This window comes from Bradyrhizobium sp. WBOS08, from assembly GCF_024585125.1.
GTDB lineage: Bacteria > Pseudomonadota > Alphaproteobacteria > Rhizobiales > Xanthobacteraceae > Bradyrhizobium > Bradyrhizobium japonicum_B.
Window position 1 is genome coordinate 3,504,586 of the sequence record NZ_CP028988.1, and the last position, 17,268, is coordinate 3,521,853.

At 65.9% G+C, this 17,268-nt stretch carries 20 protein-coding genes; 6 read left to right on the forward strand and 14 right to left on the reverse strand.

Going from position 1 to position 17,268, the window contains the following annotated elements:
• The first annotated feature begins 38 nt into the window (after positions 1-38).
• Complete coding sequence (locus tag DCM80_RS16665) at positions 39-878, forward strand: class I SAM-dependent methyltransferase (protein WP_257192706.1); 840 nt, start codon at positions 39-41, stop codon at positions 876-878.
• A 65-nt stretch (positions 879-943) separates the two neighbouring features.
• Here the strand turns inward: DCM80_RS16665 and DCM80_RS16670 are convergent, their stop codons facing one another.
• The 7 genes from DCM80_RS16670 to uvrC form a co-directional block, all read right to left on the reverse strand.
• The gene (locus DCM80_RS16670; RefSeq protein WP_257192707.1) at positions 944-2,074 is read right to left on the reverse strand and encodes a YihY/virulence factor BrkB family protein; all 1,131 of its coding nucleotides are present in this window, start codon (positions 2,072-2,074) and stop codon (positions 944-946) included.
• Positions 2,074-2,661 carry a phage holin family protein gene (locus DCM80_RS16675; protein ID WP_257192708.1) on the reverse strand — a complete coding sequence of 196 codons (588 nt, stop codon included), beginning with the start codon at positions 2,659-2,661 and terminating at the stop codon, positions 2,074-2,076. Before DCM80_RS16675 ends, DCM80_RS16670 begins: the two co-directional genes overlap by 1 nt.
• Before the next feature lie 92 nt (positions 2,662-2,753).
• Complete coding sequence (prmB, locus tag DCM80_RS16680) at positions 2,754-3,713, reverse strand: 50S ribosomal protein L3 N(5)-glutamine methyltransferase (protein WP_257192709.1); 960 nt, start codon at positions 3,711-3,713, stop codon at positions 2,754-2,756.
• Entirely contained in the window at positions 3,713-4,180 is a 468-nt protein-coding gene (locus DCM80_RS16685; protein WP_257192710.1) for a molybdenum cofactor biosynthesis protein MoaE, read from the reverse strand. The genes prmB and DCM80_RS16685 overlap by 1 nt, the downstream gene beginning before the upstream one ends.
• A 180-nt stretch (positions 4,181-4,360) precedes the next feature.
• Positions 4,361-4,612 carry a molybdopterin converting factor subunit 1 gene (gene moaD / locus DCM80_RS16690; RefSeq protein ID WP_257192711.1) on the reverse strand — a complete coding sequence of 84 codons (252 nt, stop codon included), beginning with the start codon at positions 4,610-4,612 and terminating at the stop codon, positions 4,361-4,363.
• Positions 4,609-5,226, reverse strand: a complete 618-nt coding sequence (gene pgsA / locus DCM80_RS16695; RefSeq protein WP_028134375.1) for a CDP-diacylglycerol--glycerol-3-phosphate 3-phosphatidyltransferase — start codon at positions 5,224-5,226, stop codon at positions 4,609-4,611. Before pgsA ends, moaD begins: the two co-directional genes overlap by 4 nt.
• Positions 5,227-5,334: 108 nt before the next feature.
• Positions 5,335-7,395, reverse strand: coding sequence for an excinuclease ABC subunit UvrC (uvrC, locus tag DCM80_RS16700; RefSeq protein ID WP_257192712.1), 2,061 nt, complete (start codon positions 7,393-7,395; stop codon positions 5,335-5,337).
• A gap of 241 nt (positions 7,396-7,636) precedes the next feature.
• Here uvrC and DCM80_RS16705 point away from each other — a divergent pair, with 241 nt between their 5' ends.
• On the forward strand, positions 7,637-8,260 hold the full coding sequence (locus tag DCM80_RS16705; RefSeq protein ID WP_028134377.1) for an outer membrane protein: 624 nt from the start codon (positions 7,637-7,639) through the stop codon (positions 8,258-8,260).
• A gap of 98 nt (positions 8,261-8,358) precedes the next feature.
• On the opposite strand, the gene DCM80_RS16710 is transcribed toward DCM80_RS16705, so the two are convergent.
• The 4 genes from DCM80_RS16710 to DCM80_RS16725 form a co-directional block, all read right to left on the reverse strand.
• The gene (locus tag DCM80_RS16710) at positions 8,359-8,574 is read right to left on the reverse strand and encodes a cold-shock protein (RefSeq protein ID WP_008544396.1); all 216 of its coding nucleotides are present in this window, start codon (positions 8,572-8,574) and stop codon (positions 8,359-8,361) included.
• Between the two features lie 266 nt (positions 8,575-8,840).
• Positions 8,841-9,701 carry a 23S rRNA (adenine(2030)-N(6))-methyltransferase RlmJ gene (locus tag DCM80_RS16715; protein WP_257192713.1) on the reverse strand — a complete coding sequence of 287 codons (861 nt, stop codon included), beginning with the start codon at positions 9,699-9,701 and terminating at the stop codon, positions 8,841-8,843.
• A gap of 209 nt (positions 9,702-9,910) precedes the next feature.
• Positions 9,911-10,615 carry a ribonuclease T2 gene (locus tag DCM80_RS16720; protein ID WP_028134379.1) on the reverse strand — a complete coding sequence of 235 codons (705 nt, stop codon included), beginning with the start codon at positions 10,613-10,615 and terminating at the stop codon, positions 9,911-9,913.
• Between the two features lie 118 nt (positions 10,616-10,733).
• Positions 10,734-11,195: a hypothetical protein gene (locus DCM80_RS16725; RefSeq protein WP_028134380.1), complete on the reverse strand. Its 462-nt coding sequence runs from the start codon at positions 11,193-11,195 to the stop codon at positions 10,734-10,736.
• 185 nt (positions 11,196-11,380) lie between these two features.
• On the opposite strand from DCM80_RS16725, the gene DCM80_RS16730 reads away from it, so the two are divergent.
• Both DCM80_RS16730 and DCM80_RS16735 read left to right on the forward strand, forming a co-directional pair.
• Entirely contained in the window at positions 11,381-11,680 is a 300-nt protein-coding gene (locus DCM80_RS16730) for a hypothetical protein (RefSeq protein WP_028134381.1), read from the forward strand.
• A 41-nt stretch (positions 11,681-11,721) separates the two neighbouring features.
• Positions 11,722-12,252 (forward strand): DUF3617 family protein, encoded by a 531-nt coding sequence (locus tag DCM80_RS16735; protein WP_257192714.1) that lies wholly within the window; start codon positions 11,722-11,724, stop codon positions 12,250-12,252.
• A 66-nt stretch (positions 12,253-12,318) separates the two neighbouring features.
• Here DCM80_RS16735 and DCM80_RS16740 read toward each other — a convergent pair whose 3' ends face one another.
• From DCM80_RS16740 to DCM80_RS16750, 3 genes are read right to left on the reverse strand one after another with little or no spacing between them, the layout of a single operon-like run.
• Positions 12,319-13,707 carry an ATP-binding protein gene (locus tag DCM80_RS16740; RefSeq protein WP_257192715.1) on the reverse strand — a complete coding sequence of 463 codons (1,389 nt, stop codon included), beginning with the start codon at positions 13,705-13,707 and terminating at the stop codon, positions 12,319-12,321.
• 18 nt (positions 13,708-13,725) lie between these two features.
• Positions 13,726-14,457 carry a response regulator gene (locus tag DCM80_RS16745; protein ID WP_257176499.1) on the reverse strand — a complete coding sequence of 244 codons (732 nt, stop codon included), beginning with the start codon at positions 14,455-14,457 and terminating at the stop codon, positions 13,726-13,728.
• Positions 14,454-14,996 carry a MarR family winged helix-turn-helix transcriptional regulator gene (locus DCM80_RS16750; RefSeq protein WP_257192716.1) on the reverse strand — a complete coding sequence of 181 codons (543 nt, stop codon included), beginning with the start codon at positions 14,994-14,996 and terminating at the stop codon, positions 14,454-14,456. The genes DCM80_RS16745 and DCM80_RS16750 overlap by 4 nt, the downstream gene beginning before the upstream one ends.
• Positions 14,997-15,335: 339 nt before the next feature.
• Here DCM80_RS16750 and DCM80_RS16755 point away from each other — a divergent pair, with 339 nt between their 5' ends.
• Both DCM80_RS16755 and DCM80_RS16760 read left to right on the forward strand, forming a co-directional pair.
• Complete coding sequence (locus DCM80_RS16755; protein ID WP_028134386.1) at positions 15,336-16,418, forward strand: branched-chain amino acid aminotransferase; 1,083 nt, start codon at positions 15,336-15,338, stop codon at positions 16,416-16,418.
• Positions 16,419-16,624: 206 nt separating this feature from the next.
• Positions 16,625-17,149 carry a YegJ family protein gene (locus tag DCM80_RS16760; protein WP_257192718.1) on the forward strand — a complete coding sequence of 175 codons (525 nt, stop codon included), beginning with the start codon at positions 16,625-16,627 and terminating at the stop codon, positions 17,147-17,149.
• Positions 17,150-17,268 lie beyond the last annotated feature (119 nt).

Here is a 17,268-nt window from a genome sequence, read left to right on the forward strand (position 1 = left end):
CTATCGTCCCGGCGTTTTCAACCCCAGGAGATTTGCCCATGTCGACATCCGCAGCCCTCAAACAGCCCACATCCCAGCCCGATCTTGCTGCCGTCAAGCAGCGCCAGCACGGTGCCTGGTCGTCGGGCGACTACGCCGTTGTCGGCACCACCTTGCAGATCGTCGGCGAACAGCTCTGTGAGGCCATCGACTTGCGCGCCGGCAGCAAGGTGCTGGACGTCGCCGCCGGCAACGGCAACGCGACACTGGCCGCGGCGCGGCGCTGGTGTGACGTCACATCCACCGACTATGTGCCGGCGCTGCTCAAGCGCGGCCAGGAGCGCGCGGCGGCGGACCATCTGACGGTCGAATTTCGCGAGGCTGACGCCGAAGCGCTGCCGTTTGCGGACGCGAGCTACGACGTCGTGCTCTCGACCTTCGGCGTGATGTTCACACCCGATCAGGAAAAGGCGGCCTCCGAGCTTGCGCGCGTCTGCAAATCCGGCGGCAAGATCGGCCTTGCCAACTGGACCCCACAGGGTTTCATCGGCCAGCTGTTCAGGACCATCGGCAAGCATCTGCCGCCGCCAGCCGGGGTGAAGTCTCCGGCCCTCTGGGGCACGCCGGCGCGGCTCGAGGAGATGTTCAAAAGCCAGGCCTCGGATATTTCGGCCGAACCGCGCATGTTCGTGTTCCGCTATCGCTCGCCCGAGCACTGGCTCGACGTCTTCAAGACCTTCTACGGGCCGACGCTGAAGGCGTTCGCCGCGCTCGACGAGAGCGGGCAGGCCGCGCTGAGGCGCGATCTCCTGGCGCTGCTCGGCGAGTTCAACCATGCCGATGACGGCACCATCGTCGTGCACAGCGAATATCTGGAAGCCGTCATCACCAAGCGCTGACATGCCGCTCGATCGGGCCGGGTGAGCTCCGGCCCGATCGTCGTCATGGCTAAAATGGCGCGGCGTCAGGCTGGCGCGGCGGCGCCGACTGTGTCGGCCGAAACCGCATCGCGGGTGCCGAGCGGCTTGGGCTGCCCCTCGGTCGTGTCCCTCAGCGTCTGCCGCTCGATCTCCGAATTCAGCTCGGCCCCGAACATGATGACGATCGCCGACATCCACATCCACGTCATCAGGCCGATCGCGGCGCCGAGAGAGCCATAGGTGGCGTTGTAATTGGCGAATTCGGAGAGATACCAGGACAGCAGTGCCGAACCGGCGATCCAGAGCAGGGCGGCTATCACCGCGCCGAGGCTCAGCCATTGCCAGCGTGGTGCATCGCGGCTGGGCGCGAAGCGGTAGAGGATCGCGAGCGCCACCAGCAGGACGAGGAACATGAGCGGCCATCGTGCCAGCGCCACGATCAGCTTGCTCTCGGGCGCCATGCCGAGATGAGTGAGTGCCAGCGGGAAGGCGACGACAACGCCCACCATCACCAGCAGCGCCACGATGCCGCCGATCGTGAAGGCGAGCGACACCATGTTGAGCTTGATGAAGCTGCGCTTCTCCCGCTCCTCATAAGCGACATTGAGGGCATCGAAGATCGACTTGACCCCGGCATTGGCGCTCCAGATCGCCAGTACGAGGCCGAACAGGAAAGTGGCGCCCAGCGTGGTATTGCCGTTCGACACCACGCGCGCCACCTGGTCCTCGACGATCTGGAAGGAACCCTCGGGCAGCATGGTTGCCAGCGTCTGCAGGTTGGCGCTGATCGTGGCGGGATCGGCGAACAGGCCGTAAGAGGAAACCAGCGCCGTGACCGCCGGAAAGATCGCGAGCAGCCCGAAGAACACGACGCCGCCCGCGGTCGCGAGCAGACGGTCCTCGTCGATGCGCTGATAGGTCCGCCAGAAGATATCCTTCCAGCCGGCCCACGGGATCGAGAACGGGCTCTTCGCATGGCGGCCGCGGCCGGGCTGCACGGCCGCGTGCGCCGGGTGTGTTTCCGGCGAATTCGCCTCGCCTTTGCGGTGGTCTGGCGGAGGGCCCGACCCGACGAGGCCCGAGCCCTGAAAGTAGCGCTCCGCCGTCAGCACGAACACGGCTGTCGCCGCCACCAGCAGCCAGGAATCGATCTGCTCGGAACGCCGCACCAGCATCAAGCGTCCAATCGGTGACCGTGCCGCCTGCGGCGCGCCGCCGTATACCCCGCCAGTCCAATCGCCGCGAGCATCAGGCCAAGCTGCACGGGCCGGTTGGTGCGAACCGGCCAGGCTCTTGCGCCATGGCGGCGCTCGCCCGGCGCCAGCGGCGCAAGGGGAATCGTGGTCGCGACCTCTTTCACGGCCTCCTTGACCGTTCCGCGGGGAATCCGCGGGGTCGCAATGGCAACGCGCAACCGGCTGGCAAGCGGCACGATCGGCTTGGATTTGCGCCTCATCTGCGCCATCGCCACGCCGGCGCAGACCGCCGCCAGCACCAGCAGCACGCCCGCGACGGCACCGAAACCCCAGAACTGCCCGTAGCTGATGGCAACCCAGCGGTACAAGGCGATCAGGCCGACGAAGAATGTCGCCATGACGAATAGGCCCGCGGCCGCGAACAGCCCGCCGGCCACCGCGTAAGACGTCACCTTGCCGGTGGCCTGGCTGGTCTGGTCGCGCAGATAGGATTGCGCGGCGCGTTTGACGTGATTGAGCTTCAGCGCCATGCCGGCGCGCAGCAATTCGCCCGATGGCGCGAGCATCTGGACATCCTCCGAGAGCGGCAAAATTCGTTCGGGGGATGAACGTGGCCGAATTTGACTTGTTCCGACGGCGCTCCGTCCGTTCTGATGAATCAGCGGAGATCGGCGGCCGCGATCCAGAACACCTCGCCCTCGGATTCCTCGGTGTCGAGCCAGAGCAGCGGCAGGTCCGGGAAAGCCTCGTCGACCAGCTCCCGGCCGCGGCCGATCTCGCAGAGCAGCCCGCCATCGGGCGTCAGGTGATCCGGCGCCTCGCGCAGGATGCGGCGCACCACGTCGAGGCCGTCGGCGCCGCCATCGAAGGCGAGCTTGGGCTCGGCCCGGCATTCCGGCGGCAGCGCGGCCATGCCTTCGGCATCGACGTAAGGCGGGTTGGTGATGATCAGATCGTACCTGCTGTCACCGAGGGGAGCGAACAGGTCGCCGCGATAGAGGCTGATCCGCGCCTCGAGCCCGTAGTCGCCGACATTTCGGGCGGCGACTTCGAGCGCCCCCTTGGAGATGTCGACGGCATCGACAACGGCGTTTGGGAAATGATGCGCGGCGAGGATGGCGAGGCAGCCCGACCCGGTGCAGAGATCGAGCACGCGCCCGACGGCGGTGGGATCGTCGATCAGCGATCCGGCCTCGCCGTCGCCGCCGAAATGCGAATCCAGGAGCTCGCCGATGAAGGAGCGCGGAACGATGACGCGCTCATCGACATAGAACGGCAGGCCGCGCATGTAGATCTTGTTGACGAGATAGGCGGCCGGTTTGCGCGTGGTCACGCGCTGGTGGACCAGATCGAGGACGGTCCCGCCTTCTGCGGCCGTGACGCGTGCGCTGGCGAAGCTCTCGAGCTGCTCGGGATGCAGATGCAGCGCCTCGCAGACCAGAAAGGCGGCTTCGGCGACCGGATCCGTCGTGCCGTGGGCAAAAGCGAGCTTGGCCTCGTTGAAGCGGCTCACCGCATAGCGGACGAAATCGAGCAGCGTGAGCAGCTCGCCGCGCCCCACTTTCGCGAGCTTTGGCGCGGCGCGGCCGCGCGCGGTCTTCTTGGATGCTCTTGCCATCAGGATTTGGTCCAGCGTGCGGCGGCTTCGTCGTCACGGGCCTGGGCTTCGACCCAGCCGGTGCCGGTCGCGCTCTCTTCCTTCTTCCAGAACGGCGCGTTGGTCTTGAGGTAATCCATCAGGAACTCGGCCGCCTGGAACGCGGCCTGGCGATGCTGCGAGGCGGTCAGCACCAGCACGATGTTCTGGCCCGGCATGAAGCGGCCGACACGGTGGATCACCGTGACGCCGTTGAGCGGCCAGCGCGAAACGGCTTCGTCGGCATGACGCCTGATCTCTTCCTCGGCCATGCCGGGATAATGCTCGAGCGTCAGCGCCGCGACCTTGGCGCTGTCGTCGTCGGCGCGGCAGATGCCGGAGAAGCTCACGACCGCGCCGATATCGGTGCGGCTACGGGTCAGCGCGGCGATCTCGCGGGCAATATCGAAATCGTCTTCCTGGATGCGAATGGTGACCGGGCAGCTCATGGCGTAGCTGCTCCCACACCTCTCCCATGGGGAGAGGTCGCGCCGAAGGCGCGGGTGAGGGGATTCGCTCTCTCGTGGGACTTGTGCCCCCTCACCCGATTTGCTGCGCAAATCGACCTCTCCCCGTTGGGGAGAGGTGAGGCGGCACCGTATGCTGGTTTGCCCGTCGACATTGCGACACTAGCCGCCGGTCATCGGCGGGAAGAACGCGATCTCCCGGGCGCCGGCGATCGCGGCGTCCGACGTGACGTGGGCGTGGTCGATGGCGGCGCGGATCACCTTCGGCTTCTCGAATGCGTAGGCATAGGCCTCGCTCTGGCCGGACAGCCAGGCGATCAGCTCCCCGACGGTGCGCACGCTCGGCGGCGGCTCGATGGTCTCCTCCGCCTTGCCGACGCGCTCGCGCACCCAGGCGAAATACTTCACCTTCATCCCTCGTCCTCCTTGATGAGGTGATGGATGCCGGCGCGGAAATAATCGTAGCCGGTGTAGATGGTCACGATCGCCGAGGCCCAGAGCAGCGCCAATCCGATCATCGAGACCACGGGCACCACCTCGTCGCCGGCAGGTCCGGCGAGCAGGAAACCGATCGCGACGAGCTGGACCGTGGTCTTCCACTTCGCAAGCTTGGTCACGGGTACGCTGACGCGGAGCGCGGCGAGGTATTCGCGCAGGCCCGAGACCAGGATCTCGCGGCACAGGATCACGATGGCGGCCCACAGCGACCAGCCGTGGATGATGCCGTCGGCGGCCAGCATCAAGAGGCAGGAGGCGACCAGCAGCTTGTCGGCGATCGGATCCAGCATCCGGCCGAAGGCCGATTGCTGATTCCAGATTCGCGCATAATAGCCGTCGAGGTAATCGGTGACCGCGGCCGCGATGAAGAGGGCGACCGCGACCCAGCGCAGCCACAGCGGCTGATCCAGAATCGACTGCGCATAGATGCACCCGACCACGACCGGGATCGCGGCGATCCGGCCATAGGTCAGGAGATTGGGGAGGGACATCGCGCGGCTGGTGGTCCCTCGTGTCGTGGCGATGTTCATCCGTCCTACCAATACCGCTGCAGCCTGAAGGTCAACCGTTCCGCTCCCCAGATGGGGTGCGGGATGCGACGACCATATGACCGAGGCTACCTTTGGGTCCCCTTTAGTTCATCCCGGCTGGGGATGGAAATACTCGAAAATCCTGCGCGCGCTCTCGGCACTCACCCCTGGAACCTTGCCGAGATCGGCGATCGACGCGCGCTCGATCTCCTTCAGGGTCCCGAAATGATGCAGCAAGGCACGTTTGCGTGACGGGCCGATGCCCGGAATCTCCTGCAAACCGGCCTCGCGGATGTCCTTCTTGCGCAGCTTGCGGTGCGAGCCGATGACGAAGCGGTGGGCCTCGTCGCGCAGGCGCTGGATGAAATAGAGCACGGGGTCGCGCGGCTCCAGCTTGATGGCCTCGCGTTCGGGCATGAACAGGGTCTCGCGGCCAGCATCCCGGTCCGGACCCTTGGCCACCGACATCAGCGACACCTGGCTCAGGCCGAGATTGGCGAAGATCTCGCGGACGGCGTTGAGCTGGCCGCGGCCGCCGTCGATGATGACGAGGTCGGGCCATTGCGGAAAATCGTCGTCCTTGGCCTTGGTGCCGGCATCCTCGGGCGGATTGATCAGGCGCTTGAAGCGCCGCTCCAGCACCTCGCGCATCATGGCGAAGTCGTCGCCGGGCGTGATCCCTTCCGACTTGATGTTGAACTTGCGATACTGGTTCTTCACGAAGCCGTCGGACCCGGCGACGATCATGGCGCCGACCGCATTGGTGCCCTGGATATGGCTGTTGTCGTAGACCTCGATGCGCTTCGGGACATGGGGCAGGCTCAGCGTCGCGGCCATGGCCTCCAGCAGCCGGCTCTGCGTGGCGGTGTCGGCGAGCTTGCGGCCGAGCGCCTCGCGCGCATTGGTCAGGGCGTGGATGACCAGCTCCTTCTTCTCGCCGCGCTTGGGCGCGGTGACCTCGACCTTGTGGCCGGCCTTGATCGCCAGCGCATTGGCGAGCAGCTCGCTCTCCTCGATCTCGTGCGAGAGCAGGATGTTCCTGGGCGGCGGCTTGTCGTCGTAGAACTGCGCGAGGAAGGAGCCGAGCACCTCTTCGGGGGTGAATGACTTCTCCGCGCGCGGAAAATAGGCGCGGTTGCCCCAGTTCTGGCCGGTGCGGAAGAAGAACACCTCGACGCAGGAGAACCCGCCCTCCTGGTGGATGGCGAACACGTCGGCTTCCTCGACCGTGCGCGGATTGATGCCCTGCTGCGACTGGATCGCCGACAGCGCGGCGAGGCGGTCGCGGTAGAGCGCGGCGCGCTCGAACTCGAGCTCACCCGCCGCCTTCTCCATCTCGCCGGCGAGCTCCTGCTTCACCGCGTGGCTCTTGCCGGACAGGAAGTCGCTCGCCTCGCGTACCAGCGTCGTATAGCCGCCGAAGTCGATCTCGCGGGTGCAGGGGCCGGCGCAGCGGCGGATCTGGTAGAGCAGGCAGGGCCGGGTTCGGCTCTCGAAGAAGGAATCGGTGCAAGAGCGGATCAGGAACGCGCGCTGCAGCGCCGTGATGGTGCGGTTGACCGCCCCGGCGGAGGCGAACGGACCGAAATAGCGGCCGGGCCGGCTCTGCGCGCCGCGATGTTTCAGGATCTGCGGCGCCCAATGGTCGCCGGTGATCAGGATATAGGGAAACGACTTGTCGTCGCGCAGCTGCACGTTGAAACGTGGCCGCAGCTGCTTGATGAGGTTGGCCTCCAGCAGCAGCGCTTCGGTCTCGGTGTTGGTCGAGACGATCTCCACCGTCACGGTGGCGGCGATCATGCGCAGGATACGCGCCGGCTGCGGCGCGCTCTGCCGCGCATAGCTCGACAGGCGCTTCTTGACGTTCTTGGCCTTGCCGACATAGAGCACGTCGGCATTGGCGTTGAGCATGCGATAGACACCGGGAGAGGTCGGGGCGAGGCGGACCGCGCGCTCGATCGCCTCATGGCCGGTCGCCAGCGGCTCCTCGCCGACCGCGCCGCTCTCCTCCAGGATATCAGGCAGCCGCGAATCATCCTCGTCGTCGCCGCCCGGGGCGGCGGGATCGACGTCCGGCGCCGTCAACGCCTCCGGCGGCACGTCGCTCGCGGCAGCGCGGGGCAATTTGCGCGCGCGATCGTCCGGATTGTCGGTGGAATCGTGAACCATGGGGCGAATTTAGGCGCTCGGGGTGCCGATTTGAAGTTCCGGCCGTGCGGCACGCACGGGACGGCGGCGGTAACGCTTCCTTAAGTCTGTTAACAGCGCGGTAACCCGGCTTAACAGCCCTTTAAGCTAAAACTCTCGATAAATCCTACGCGAAAAAGTGGTGGTTCCGTAACCATGCGGTTTGCCTCGCGCGGCAAGCGCAGGCGCCGCAGCGGCGACGGCAGTTGCGTTGGAGTGTGTGATGAAGAGGCTCGTTGTGGGCGCGGCCACGTTGGTTGCAGCCGGCTGGACAGCTTCGGCAGAGGCCGCCGATCTCAATTACGGGCAGCGCGCCCCCTATACCGTCAACCAGCCGCTCAATGCCTATAGCTGGGCGGGTCCCTATCTCGGCGGCAACATCGGCTACGAATGGGGCTCGGTCGACAACAATCCCTCGAAGCCGTCGGGCTTCGTCGGCGGCGTGCAGGCCGGCTACAATTTCCAGAACGGCCCTTGGGTGTTCGGGGTCGAGGGCGATATCCAGGCCAGCGGCGCCGACGATACTTTCGCGCCGTGGAAGTTCTCCAATCCGTGGTTCGGCACGCTGCGCGGCCGCGCCGGCTACGCCTTCAACAACGTGCTGTTCTACGGCACCGCGGGCCTTGCGTTCGGCGAGCTGCGTGGACAGACCTTCGGCTGGGCGGAATCGCACACCACCGCCGGCTGGACCATCGGCGGCGGCGCGGAAGTCGGCCTCACTTCGAACTGGAGCGCCAAGCTCGAATATCTCTACATCGACCTGTCGACCAGCCAGTTCGCGATTACGGGGGTGTCAAACGGCTATAGCGCCAGCGTCGTTCGCGCAGGCGTGAACTATCGTTTCTGATAGCTGAAGAAGAAAATACCGGACAACACCTTCCCGGCCGCTCGCGGCCGGGATTTTTTTGCGCGAAATATTGCGCCGCGTGCTTTGCGTCAGGCCCGCTAGGAGAGGATGACCAGGTTGACCGCCTTCGGCCCCTTCCCCTTCTTGTCCGGTTCGACTTCGAAAGTAATGCGCTGTCCTTCCGCAAGGTCCTTCAGTCCGGCCCGCTCCACAGCAGTAATGTGCACGAAGACGTCGCGGCCGCCGTCGTCAGGCTTGATGAAACCGTAGCCGCGTTCGCCGTTGAAAAACTTGACCGTTCCCGTCATGGCCATCGGGAAACTCCCCCTCATTGCTCCTCCGCCGCGACGCAGACTCACGTCGCGACATGACCGGGCCTTACGAAGCCCGGGAGAGCTGGCCATCCTTGGACGGACCCTGACGGTCCGGCCGGATCTTTCTTAGGCCTTCACTCCGCCGCAACCATTCGCGGAAGCGGAACGTAAAGCCAGTCACAGAAACAGCATAATACGGTTCTCTGCGGATTGACTACCGCTCCTGCATATTTTTCCCAAGAATGCCGGAGTGTTACGGCTTTGCTTTAGGGCTTGGGTACCTCCAATCGGAATCTGGCGGCGCCGCCTTGGCCGAGCGGCATTTCCAGCTCGGGCAGGATGGTCTTGAGCTCGCCCTGCAGCGTGTAGGGCGGGTTGACGATCAGCAGCCCGGCAGAGGAAAGAGCTCCGCCATCGAGCTGGGGCGCGACGCTGAATTCGAGGCGCAGGCATTTTCCGGGCGGTTTTGCTGCGGCTGCGAGCCGTGCCACCGTCTGGGCCAGCGTGTCGGTGGCACGGCGGGTCTTGGCCGGATACCAGATGACATAGATACCGGTCGGCCATTTCGCGAAGGCGGTGGAGAAGGCTTCGCCCAACCGCTCGAACTCGTCCTTGGCCTCGAACGGCGGATCGATCAGCACGAGGCCGCGCCGCTCCTTCGGCGGCACGAAGGCCGGCAGCGCCACCCAGCCGTCGAGGTCGACCACGCGGGCCTGTTCGTCGCGGCGCAGCACGCCGATCAGCGCCTTCCGCGCCTTCGGCTCGAGCTCGCAGGCCACCAGCCGGTCCTGCGGCCTGAGCAGGCCGCGCGCGATCAGCGGCGAGCCCGGATAGGCCTTGAGCTCCCCCTTCGGATTGTAGGCGCGCACGATGTCGAGATAGGGCTTGGTCAGCGCCGCGCTCTCGTTCGACAAACGGGCCTGCATCAGCCGCGCGATGCCGGTGAGCCATTCGCCGCTCCGGCGCGCCTCGTCGCCGTCGAGATCGTAGAGGCCGGCTCCGGCATGGGTATCGATGACGCGGAACGGACCCGGCTTGTCCTGCAGATAGGTGATGATGCGAGCCAGCACGATGTGCTTGATGACATCGGCGAAGTTGCCGGCGTGGAAGGCGTGGCGGTAGTTCATGCAACAGCACTACGCCACGCGGGCGCTTGAGCAAAGAGGCGCAATCATGTGTCCCGGACGCGTCGCAGCGTGCAGCGCTGCGACGCTGAGCCGGGACCCAGCGGCCACGGAGGCCAATGCAGCATGGGCCCCGGCTCTGCAGCGCACCGCCGAAGAGGCGCTGCGCTGCGTCCGGGGCACGAGAGAAGGGCGCTGCGCGCAATAATGGATCAACCGCCCCTGATCGGCGGCATCGTCACCTGCTCGCGGCGGCAGGCGCGGCGGTCGGTTTCCTCGCAGGCGCGGAATTGCAGGTCCTTGCTGAGGCAGATGCGGACCTCGGAGAGCCTGGTCCGGTTGCAGGTGACGGAGACGGCGGCATTGCTGAGACCGGGGTTGGCCTTGATGAAGGCCTCCTCGACCTCCGCCGGCGCCACCGTCTTGGCCTGCGAAAGATCGAGATATTCGGCCGGGATCTTGATCGCGGCGCGCGCTTTGCGGATCGTCTCGAAATAGCTGCGGCCCTCGAGCCCGGAGCAAGTGCCGTGCTTGTCCCATTCGTTGAAGATCAGGCCCGTCGCCGGCATCAGGTCGAGCATCGATGAGACGATGTTGCGATTCAGCCGCGGTGCCGGGCGCTGGCAATATTCCGGGAAGCCGGCTTCATATTGCGGCCACAGCCCATGCACCACGAACGCATAGGGCCGTCCGCCGCACTGCATCTGGGAACGGCCGCCGCGCTCTGCCGCTTCCTCGCAGAACGAGGGCGACCACGACAGCGCCAGCACATAGAAATCGAACTCGCCCGGTGCGTTCTGCCGCTTATCCTGCGCCATGGCGTCACCGGCGAACGAGGCGAGGCCGGCGGCCAGGATCAGGGAAAGGGCCAGCGAGATCACCAGGCGAGAGAAGGAATGCAATCCGGGATGAAACATGGCAACGCCCCTCAACTAGACTGTGCAAGGAAGCCTAGCAGGCGACAAGAACATTTCAAGAACAAAATTCCGGCGACCGCCGTTTGACCGGTGCTGGCCGACGCAGGGCGCCCCCGACTCAAGGCCTGGCGGCGCGGCAGGCCGGATTGTAGGCCCAGTTGCGGTCGAGCCCGACCACGCACCATTCGACGCCGCTGCCGTAGCCGGCGAAGCCGCCATCCTCGATGAGCGAGTAGTGCACCTTGCGAACCTTGCCGTCGGTGAGCATGGCGTCAGCGCTGCAATAGCGGCGCGGGATGTTGTCGGACTGCCAGGGCCGGAACGCGGTCTCGTGAACGGCTGAGAAGCCGGTGATCTTCAACGAGGAATTCCAGAACGTGCTTTCCTTTTCCCAGAACTGGGTCGCGATCGTCGGCAGCGCCCGGTCGCAACCGGCGACGGCGCCGTCATAGCGCGGTCCGCTGAGCCAGAAATTCATCTCCAGCGGATTGGCGGCCCTGGCCTCGCCGAGCGACACCGCCCCGAGCATGAGGCCGAGCACGGCGGCATAGCGGAATGATTTCAGGGAGGGCGCGCGCATGGACAATCCGGACAGCTAAGCTCTTGCGAAGGCCGGACGGTGCCGCGAAGGCCAGGGGAGGTCAAGTGCAGCGCGGCAACACTTCGCCAGGACTTGACCACAAGGTCGCGGTCGGCACGGCTTCGGTTCTTTCCACTTCCATCCCGGCACCGTAAACTGGAGGCCAGCCAATTGGAGTGACGGGAATGCGAATCATTGCGGCCGCGGGTCTTCTCGCCAGCCTGGTTGCCTCGGGTATGACGGCGAGCCAGTCGGCGCGTGCCGATTATGTGCCGCCGTTCAAGGGCAACGACACCGGCGGCATCATCGCCTATTCGATGGCCACCCAGGTCGATGCCCGGCAGGTCGCGGTCGATCACTGCGCGCGCTACGGCAAGGTGGTCAAATTCCTGGGCGTGCAGGCCTATGAGGGCGGCTACATCTCGTTCTCCTGCCGCTGGGTGCCCTACGGCGCCGCCGAGCAGCCGATCCGCACGCTCTACTGAGACGTTGTCGTAACGCCGCAATCTCTCAGTTCGGAGACCCCATGACGCGCAAACTCGCTTTGCTCGGCTCGATGCTTTGCTTTGCGGTGACGGCGGGCAGCGCCAGTGCCGACGATCTGCCGGTGCGCAAGGCCGGCCTCTGGGAAATGAAGCTGGCCACATCAGGCTCGCCCGTGCCCGAGATGACCATGCAGCACTGCACCGACGAGACCGTCGACAAGGAGATGAGCAACAACGTCTCCCCGATGGCCAAGCAGATCTGCGCCAAGCAGGAGATCAAGAAGACCGCCACCGGCTATGTCAGCGATTCCGAGTGCAGCGTCGCCGGCGTCAACACGACCTCGCACGCCGAGATCACGGGCGATTTCAACTCGGCCTACACGGTGAAGACCACATCGCATGCGAAAGGCGGCGCCGCCGGCGCTGCGGGGCGCGATACGACCATGACGCTGCAAGCGAAATGGCTGGGGGCGTGCAAGCCGGACCAGAAGCCCGGCGACATCGTGATGCCCGGCGGCTTCAAGATGAACGTGCGCGACATGGACAAGCTGAAGGCGCTGCTGCCGAAGTAGGGTGAGTAGTCGCTCGGAAGTTGGTGCGCTTCCTCGCCCCGTTCTTGCGGGGAGAGGTGAAGCGGCCTACACCGGGATCCGCACGCTCGCCCGCAATCCGCCCATCGGGCTGTCGCCGAGCGTGATGTCGCCGCCGTGGGAGCGGGCGATGTCGCGGGCGATGGCAAGGCCGAGGCCGGTGCCGCCTTCGTCCTGGTTGCGGGCGTTGTCCAGCCGCAGGAACGGCTTGAACACTTCTTCGCGCAAATGCGCGGGAATGCCCGGGCCGTCGTCGTCGATCGTCACGGTCAAATAACGGTGATCGCGCTGGCCGGTGATGGCGATGTTCTTGCCGTAGCGCGCCGCGTTGGTGACGAGGTTGGCGAGGCAGCGCTTGAACGAGGCCGGCTTCACCGTCACCACCGGCAGGCCGTGGAAGGCGACGGTCGCGGTGTGGCCATGGCGCTCGGCGTCGCTGCGCAGCTCCTCCAGCGCCTGCGCCATGTCGGTCGGCTGCGATTGCTCGCCGGAATCGCCGCGGGCGAAGGCGAGGTAATCCTCCAGCATCATCGACATCTCGTCGACGTCCTTGCGCATGCCTTCGAGCTCGGGGCTGTCGCCGATCAGCGCCAGCTCGAGCTTGAAGCGGGTCAGGATGGTGCGCAGATCGTGGCTGACGCCGGCGAGCATCGCCGTGCGCTGCTCCATGGTGCGCTCGATGCGCGATTTCATCTCGAGAAAGGCGACGGAGGCGCGCCGCACCTCGCGCGCGCCGCGCGGGCGGAAGTTCGGGGCTTCGCGGCCCTTGCCGAAGCTTTCGGCGGCATCGGCCAGCCGCAGGATCGGCTTGATCTGGTTGCGCAGGAACAGCACCGCGACGATCAGCAGGATCGAGGACGTGCCGACCATCCAGAACAGGAAGATCTCCGAGTTCGAGGCATAGGCGGCGCTGCGCTGCGCGAACACGCGCATCACCGCATCGTCGAGCTGGATGCGGATCTCGACGAGGTTGGAGCGGCCGACCGTGTCGATCCAGAACGAGCGTCCGATCTGGCGGCCGAGCTGCACCGACAGGGTCTGGTCGAGCAGCGAGAAGAACGGCTTCGGCCCCGGCGGCGGCATGTCGCCAGCGGGCAGGAAATCGACCACGAGGCCGAGCCGCTGCTGGGCGATGCGGCGGATCTGGTCGCGATCCCGGTCCTGCGGATAGCCCTTGTAGACGTCGATCAGGGCGGCGATGTCCTGCACCACCGCGGCCGAGAGGCGGCGCGTCACCGTGTTCCAGTGCCGCTCCATGAACACGAAGGCGACGACCGATTGTAGCACCACCATCGGCACGATCATGATGAGAAGCGCGCGGGCGTAGAGGCCGGTCGGCATCCAGCCCTTGAACGCATTGCCCATCCAGCCATTGGCGGCGGAGACGCGGCCGGCGGCGCTCTTCAGAAGCGTCAGGCCGGTATCGATCGTGCTCATCTGGCGCGCTTCACTTGATTATGGCGAGGCCACCAGCCGGTAGCCGATGCCGCGCACCGCCTGGAGGAACAGCGGATTGGCGGGGTCGGTCTCGATCTTGCGCCGGAGGCGGTTGATCTGCACGTCGACGGCGCGCTCGTTGACGCTGCCATTGCCGGTCAGCGCGCTGCGCGGCACGGTCTCGCCCGGCGTCTCCGAGAGAATGCGCAGCATCTCGCGCTCGCGGTCGGTGAGGTGGATGACCTCCTCGCCCTGGCGCAGCTCGCCGCGCTCGAGGTGGTAGATGTAGGGACCGAAGGCGATCTTCTCGATCGTCGTGGCCTGCGGCGGCGGAGCGGCGCGCTTGAGGATGTTGTTGATGCGCAGCGCCAGCTCGCGCGGCTCGAACGGTTTTGCCACGTAGTCGTCGGCGCCGATCTGCAGGCCCTCGATGCGGGCCTCCGCCTCGTGCCGCGCCGTGAGCATCACGATCGGCACCGAGGAGGATGTGCGGATGAAGCGGGCGAGGTCGAAGCCGGTCTCGCCGGGCATCATCACGTCGAGGATCAAGAGGTCGAAATGCAGACCCAGCAGTTTCGATCGTGCATCGCCGGCGCTCGCGGCCGTGGTGACGCGGTAGCCCTCGCCGGCAAGGAAGCGCGAGAGCAGATCGCGGATGCGGCGGTCGTCGTCGACCAGCAGCAGATGCGGCGCGTCGTCGGCAGGGCGCGCCGGCGGACGGGCGAGAGTGGCAGCGAGCGACACGGTCACTCCTTGGCGGTTTGATTGACGGAAGCGAAGATGGTCTCGAGCACCTTGTCCGGATCGTCCCGATCGATCATCGCGCGCAGGAAGCGCTTGACCGTCTCGGCGTCCTGCGGACCGATCTCGGCGAGCGCCTTGGTGATCCGCGTGGTCTGCAGTCCGGCGAGCTTCTGCACCAGCGCCTCGCCTTTCGGCGTCGCATAGAGCAGGCGCTGGCGGCGGTCGTTGTCACCGGTCTTCTGCACGATGTAGCCCTCGTCCAGGAGCTGCTTGAGCACGCGGCCGAGCGATTGCTTGGTGATGCGCAGGACGTCGAGCAGGTCGGCGACCTTGAGGCCGGGATAACGGTAGACGAAGTGCATGACCCGGTGATGGGCCCGGCCGAAACCGAAAGCCTCCAGCTCCTGGTCGGGATCGCCGACGAAATCGCGATAGGCGAAGAACAGCAGCTCGATGATATCCCAGCGCAAATTGCCTCCATCGCCTGCCGCCGGCCGGGGCTCGGCGGCGTCTTCAGCGGGACTCGCGAAATTTATGTCAGGCATATTGACGTATCTTGGGTTCAATGTTACAAAACGATCAGTCCGCACGAAATTTTAGGTCGTTTCGCGGCGGGCGGCATCGAAGCGGGACGGCGGAAAGAGCCGGACAGGCGACGACGGCCGGATCAGATCTACCGTGCGATTGTCGAGCGGCATTTCGGCAAAACATACTGGACTTCCGCCTCCCGCAAAAGCATGTCCTCAGCGACATGCTGGCCACGGGAAACCGGCCGTAACAAGGCTGGCGACGGGGTCCGGCCAGAAACCAATCGAGCCGGCCGGCCCCGACGGGGAGGGCGGGCGTGAGAAACAGCGCCGTTACCGGCAGCGGGAGCCAAGGACATGAGCATGACATTCGACATCCAGCCCGCAACCCATCCGACCCCCGAGAAGGACCGCGTCGCCAAGCTGGTCGACCCCGGCTTCGGGCGGGTCTTTACCGATCACATGGCGATTGTCCGCTACAACCAGGCCAAGGGCGGCTGGTACGAGGCGAAGATCGAAGCGCGCGCCAATTTCCAGCTCGATCCGGCCGGCGCGGTGCTGCACTACGCCCAGGAGATCTTCGAAGGCCTGAAGGCTTACAAGCGCGACGATGGCGGCGTGAACCTGTTCCGGCCCGACGCCAATGCGCGCCGCTTCAGGGATTCCGCCGACCGCATGGCGATGGCGCAGCTGCCCGAGGACGTCTTCATCGAGGCGGTCGAGCAGGTCGTGCGCATCGACCGCGCCTGGATGCCGGGCGGCGAGGGCAGTCTCTATCTGCGTCCCTTCATGATCGCGAGTGAGACCTTCCTCGGCGTCAAGCCGTCGTCGGAATACATCTTCTCGGTCATCGCCTCGCCGGTCGGCTCCTATTTCAAGGGCGGCCCTGCGCCGGTCTCGATCTGGGTGTCGGAGAACTACACGCGCGCCGCGGTCGGCGGCACCGGCGCGGTCAAATGCGGCGGCAATTATGCCGCCAGCCTGCGTGCGCAGGCGGAGGCGATGCAGCACGGCTGCGATCAGGTCGTCTTCCTCGATGCGATCGAGCGCCGCTACGTCGAGGAGCTCGGCGGCATGAACGTGTTCTTCGTGTTCGACGACGGCTCGCTCTCGACGCCGCCGCTCGGCACCATCCTGCCCGGCATCACCCGCGATTCCATCATCACGCTCGCCCGCGATGCCGGCAAGACCGTGCGCGAGGAGCCCTATTCGCTCGAGCAATGGCGCAAGGATGCCGCCAGCGGCAGGTTGAAGGAAGCCTTTGCCTGCGGCACCGCCGCCGTGATCTCGCCGATCGGCAAGGTGCGTTCGGTCAGCGGCGATTTCGAGATCTCGGGCGGCGCCGCCGGCCCCGTCGCCATGGGCCTGCGCAAGCAGCTCGTCGACATCCAGTACGGCCGCACCAACGATCCGCACAACTGGATCCGCAAGGTGTTTTGATCTCTCGTGTCCCGGACGCGCGAAGCGCGAGCCGGGACCCAGAGTGCCAGTGGCTGGACCCCGGATTAGCAGAGCACCGCGCCGCCAAGAGGCGTCACGCTGCGCAGCATCCGGGGAACGCCGGCCGGTATCTGACACCATGAACGCCCCGCCATGATCCCGCGACAAAGCCCAGGAAACATCAAGTCATCCTGGACATCGCGCTCATGGCAACCAGACTCCCCCAGCCCATCAAGTGGGTCGTTCTCGCCGCAATCACCGGCATCTCGGTGTTCGGCATCCTGACGATCGGCCCGACGCACGAGGTCGTCGCGCAAGACCGTTCGCCGATCGTCGACGTGCGCACTGGCGATCCCGAGATGAATGCGGCGATGGCGCGGGCCCGCGGCACGCTGCCGGCCTTCTGGGCCTCCTACGAGGCGCAGAAGCCGTCCGAGACCGGGCACGCCCTGAAGGTGCGCTTTGCGACCCGCAAGGGCGGCGAGCACATCTGGATCGGCGAGGTGAAGAAACAGCCCGGCGGGACCTTTATCGGCCTTTTTGCCAACCAGCCCCGCGATCTGCCGGGCAAGCACGCCGGCGACAAGGTTTCGTTCACTGAGGCCGACATCTCGGACTGGATGTTCATGCGCAACGGCAAGATCGTCGGTGGCGAAACCATCAAGCCGACGCTGAAATCGCTGCCGAAGGCGGACGCTGATGCGCTGCGGGCGCGGATGGAGCAGCCGTAGAGCAGTTGCCGCCTCGCGCCCCGGCTGGTAAACGCCGCGCATGGCCGAGAAACTCAAAAAACCCCAGAAACTGAAGGCGCGCCTGCCGCGCGGGCTCGAGGATCGCGATCCCTCAGCGA

Bases quoted from the DNA above. Each gene is read 5' to 3' on its own strand.
- DCM80_RS16665 (WP_257192706.1), top strand. From the start codon at position 39: ATGTCGACATCCGCAGCCCTCAAACAGCCCACATCCCAGCCCGATCTT.
- DCM80_RS16670 (WP_257192707.1), bottom strand. From the start codon at position 2,074: ATGCTGGTGCGGCGTTCCGAGCAGATCGATTCCTGGCTGCTGGTGGCG.
- DCM80_RS16675 (WP_257192708.1), bottom strand. From the start codon at position 2,661: ATGCTCGCGCCATCGGGCGAATTGCTGCGCGCCGGCATGGCGCTGAAG.
- prmB (WP_257192709.1), bottom strand. From the start codon at position 3,713: ATGGCAAGAGCATCCAAGAAGACCGCGCGCGGCCGCGCCGCGCCAAAG.
- DCM80_RS16685 (WP_257192710.1), bottom strand. From the start codon at position 4,180: ATGAGCTGCCCGGTCACCATTCGCATCCAGGAAGACGATTTCGATATT.
- moaD (WP_257192711.1), bottom strand. From the start codon at position 4,612: ATGAAGGTGAAGTATTTCGCCTGGGTGCGCGAGCGCGTCGGCAAGGCG.
- pgsA (WP_028134375.1), bottom strand. From the start codon at position 5,226: ATGAACATCGCCACGACACGAGGGACCACCAGCCGCGCGATGTCCCTC.
- uvrC (WP_257192712.1), bottom strand. From the start codon at position 7,395: ATGGTTCACGATTCCACCGACAATCCGGACGATCGCGCGCGCAAATTG.
- DCM80_RS16705 (WP_028134377.1), top strand. From the start codon at position 7,637: ATGAAGAGGCTCGTTGTGGGCGCGGCCACGTTGGTTGCAGCCGGCTGG.
- DCM80_RS16710 (WP_008544396.1), bottom strand. From the start codon at position 8,574: ATGGCCATGACGGGAACGGTCAAGTTTTTCAACGGCGAACGCGGCTAC.
- DCM80_RS16715 (WP_257192713.1), bottom strand. From the start codon at position 9,701: ATGAACTACCGCCACGCCTTCCACGCCGGCAACTTCGCCGATGTCATC.
- DCM80_RS16720 (WP_028134379.1), bottom strand. From the start codon at position 10,615: ATGTTTCATCCCGGATTGCATTCCTTCTCTCGCCTGGTGATCTCGCTG.
- DCM80_RS16725 (WP_028134380.1), bottom strand. From the start codon at position 11,195: ATGCGCGCGCCCTCCCTGAAATCATTCCGCTATGCCGCCGTGCTCGGC.
- DCM80_RS16730 (WP_028134381.1), top strand. From the start codon at position 11,381: ATGCGAATCATTGCGGCCGCGGGTCTTCTCGCCAGCCTGGTTGCCTCG.
- DCM80_RS16735 (WP_257192714.1), top strand. From the start codon at position 11,722: ATGACGCGCAAACTCGCTTTGCTCGGCTCGATGCTTTGCTTTGCGGTG.
- DCM80_RS16740 (WP_257192715.1), bottom strand. From the start codon at position 13,707: ATGAGCACGATCGATACCGGCCTGACGCTTCTGAAGAGCGCCGCCGGC.
- DCM80_RS16750 (WP_257192716.1), bottom strand. From the start codon at position 14,996: ATGCCTGACATAAATTTCGCGAGTCCCGCTGAAGACGCCGCCGAGCCC.
- DCM80_RS16755 (WP_028134386.1), top strand. From the start codon at position 15,336: ATGAGCATGACATTCGACATCCAGCCCGCAACCCATCCGACCCCCGAG.
- DCM80_RS16760 (WP_257192718.1), top strand. From the start codon at position 16,625: ATGGCAACCAGACTCCCCCAGCCCATCAAGTGGGTCGTTCTCGCCGCA.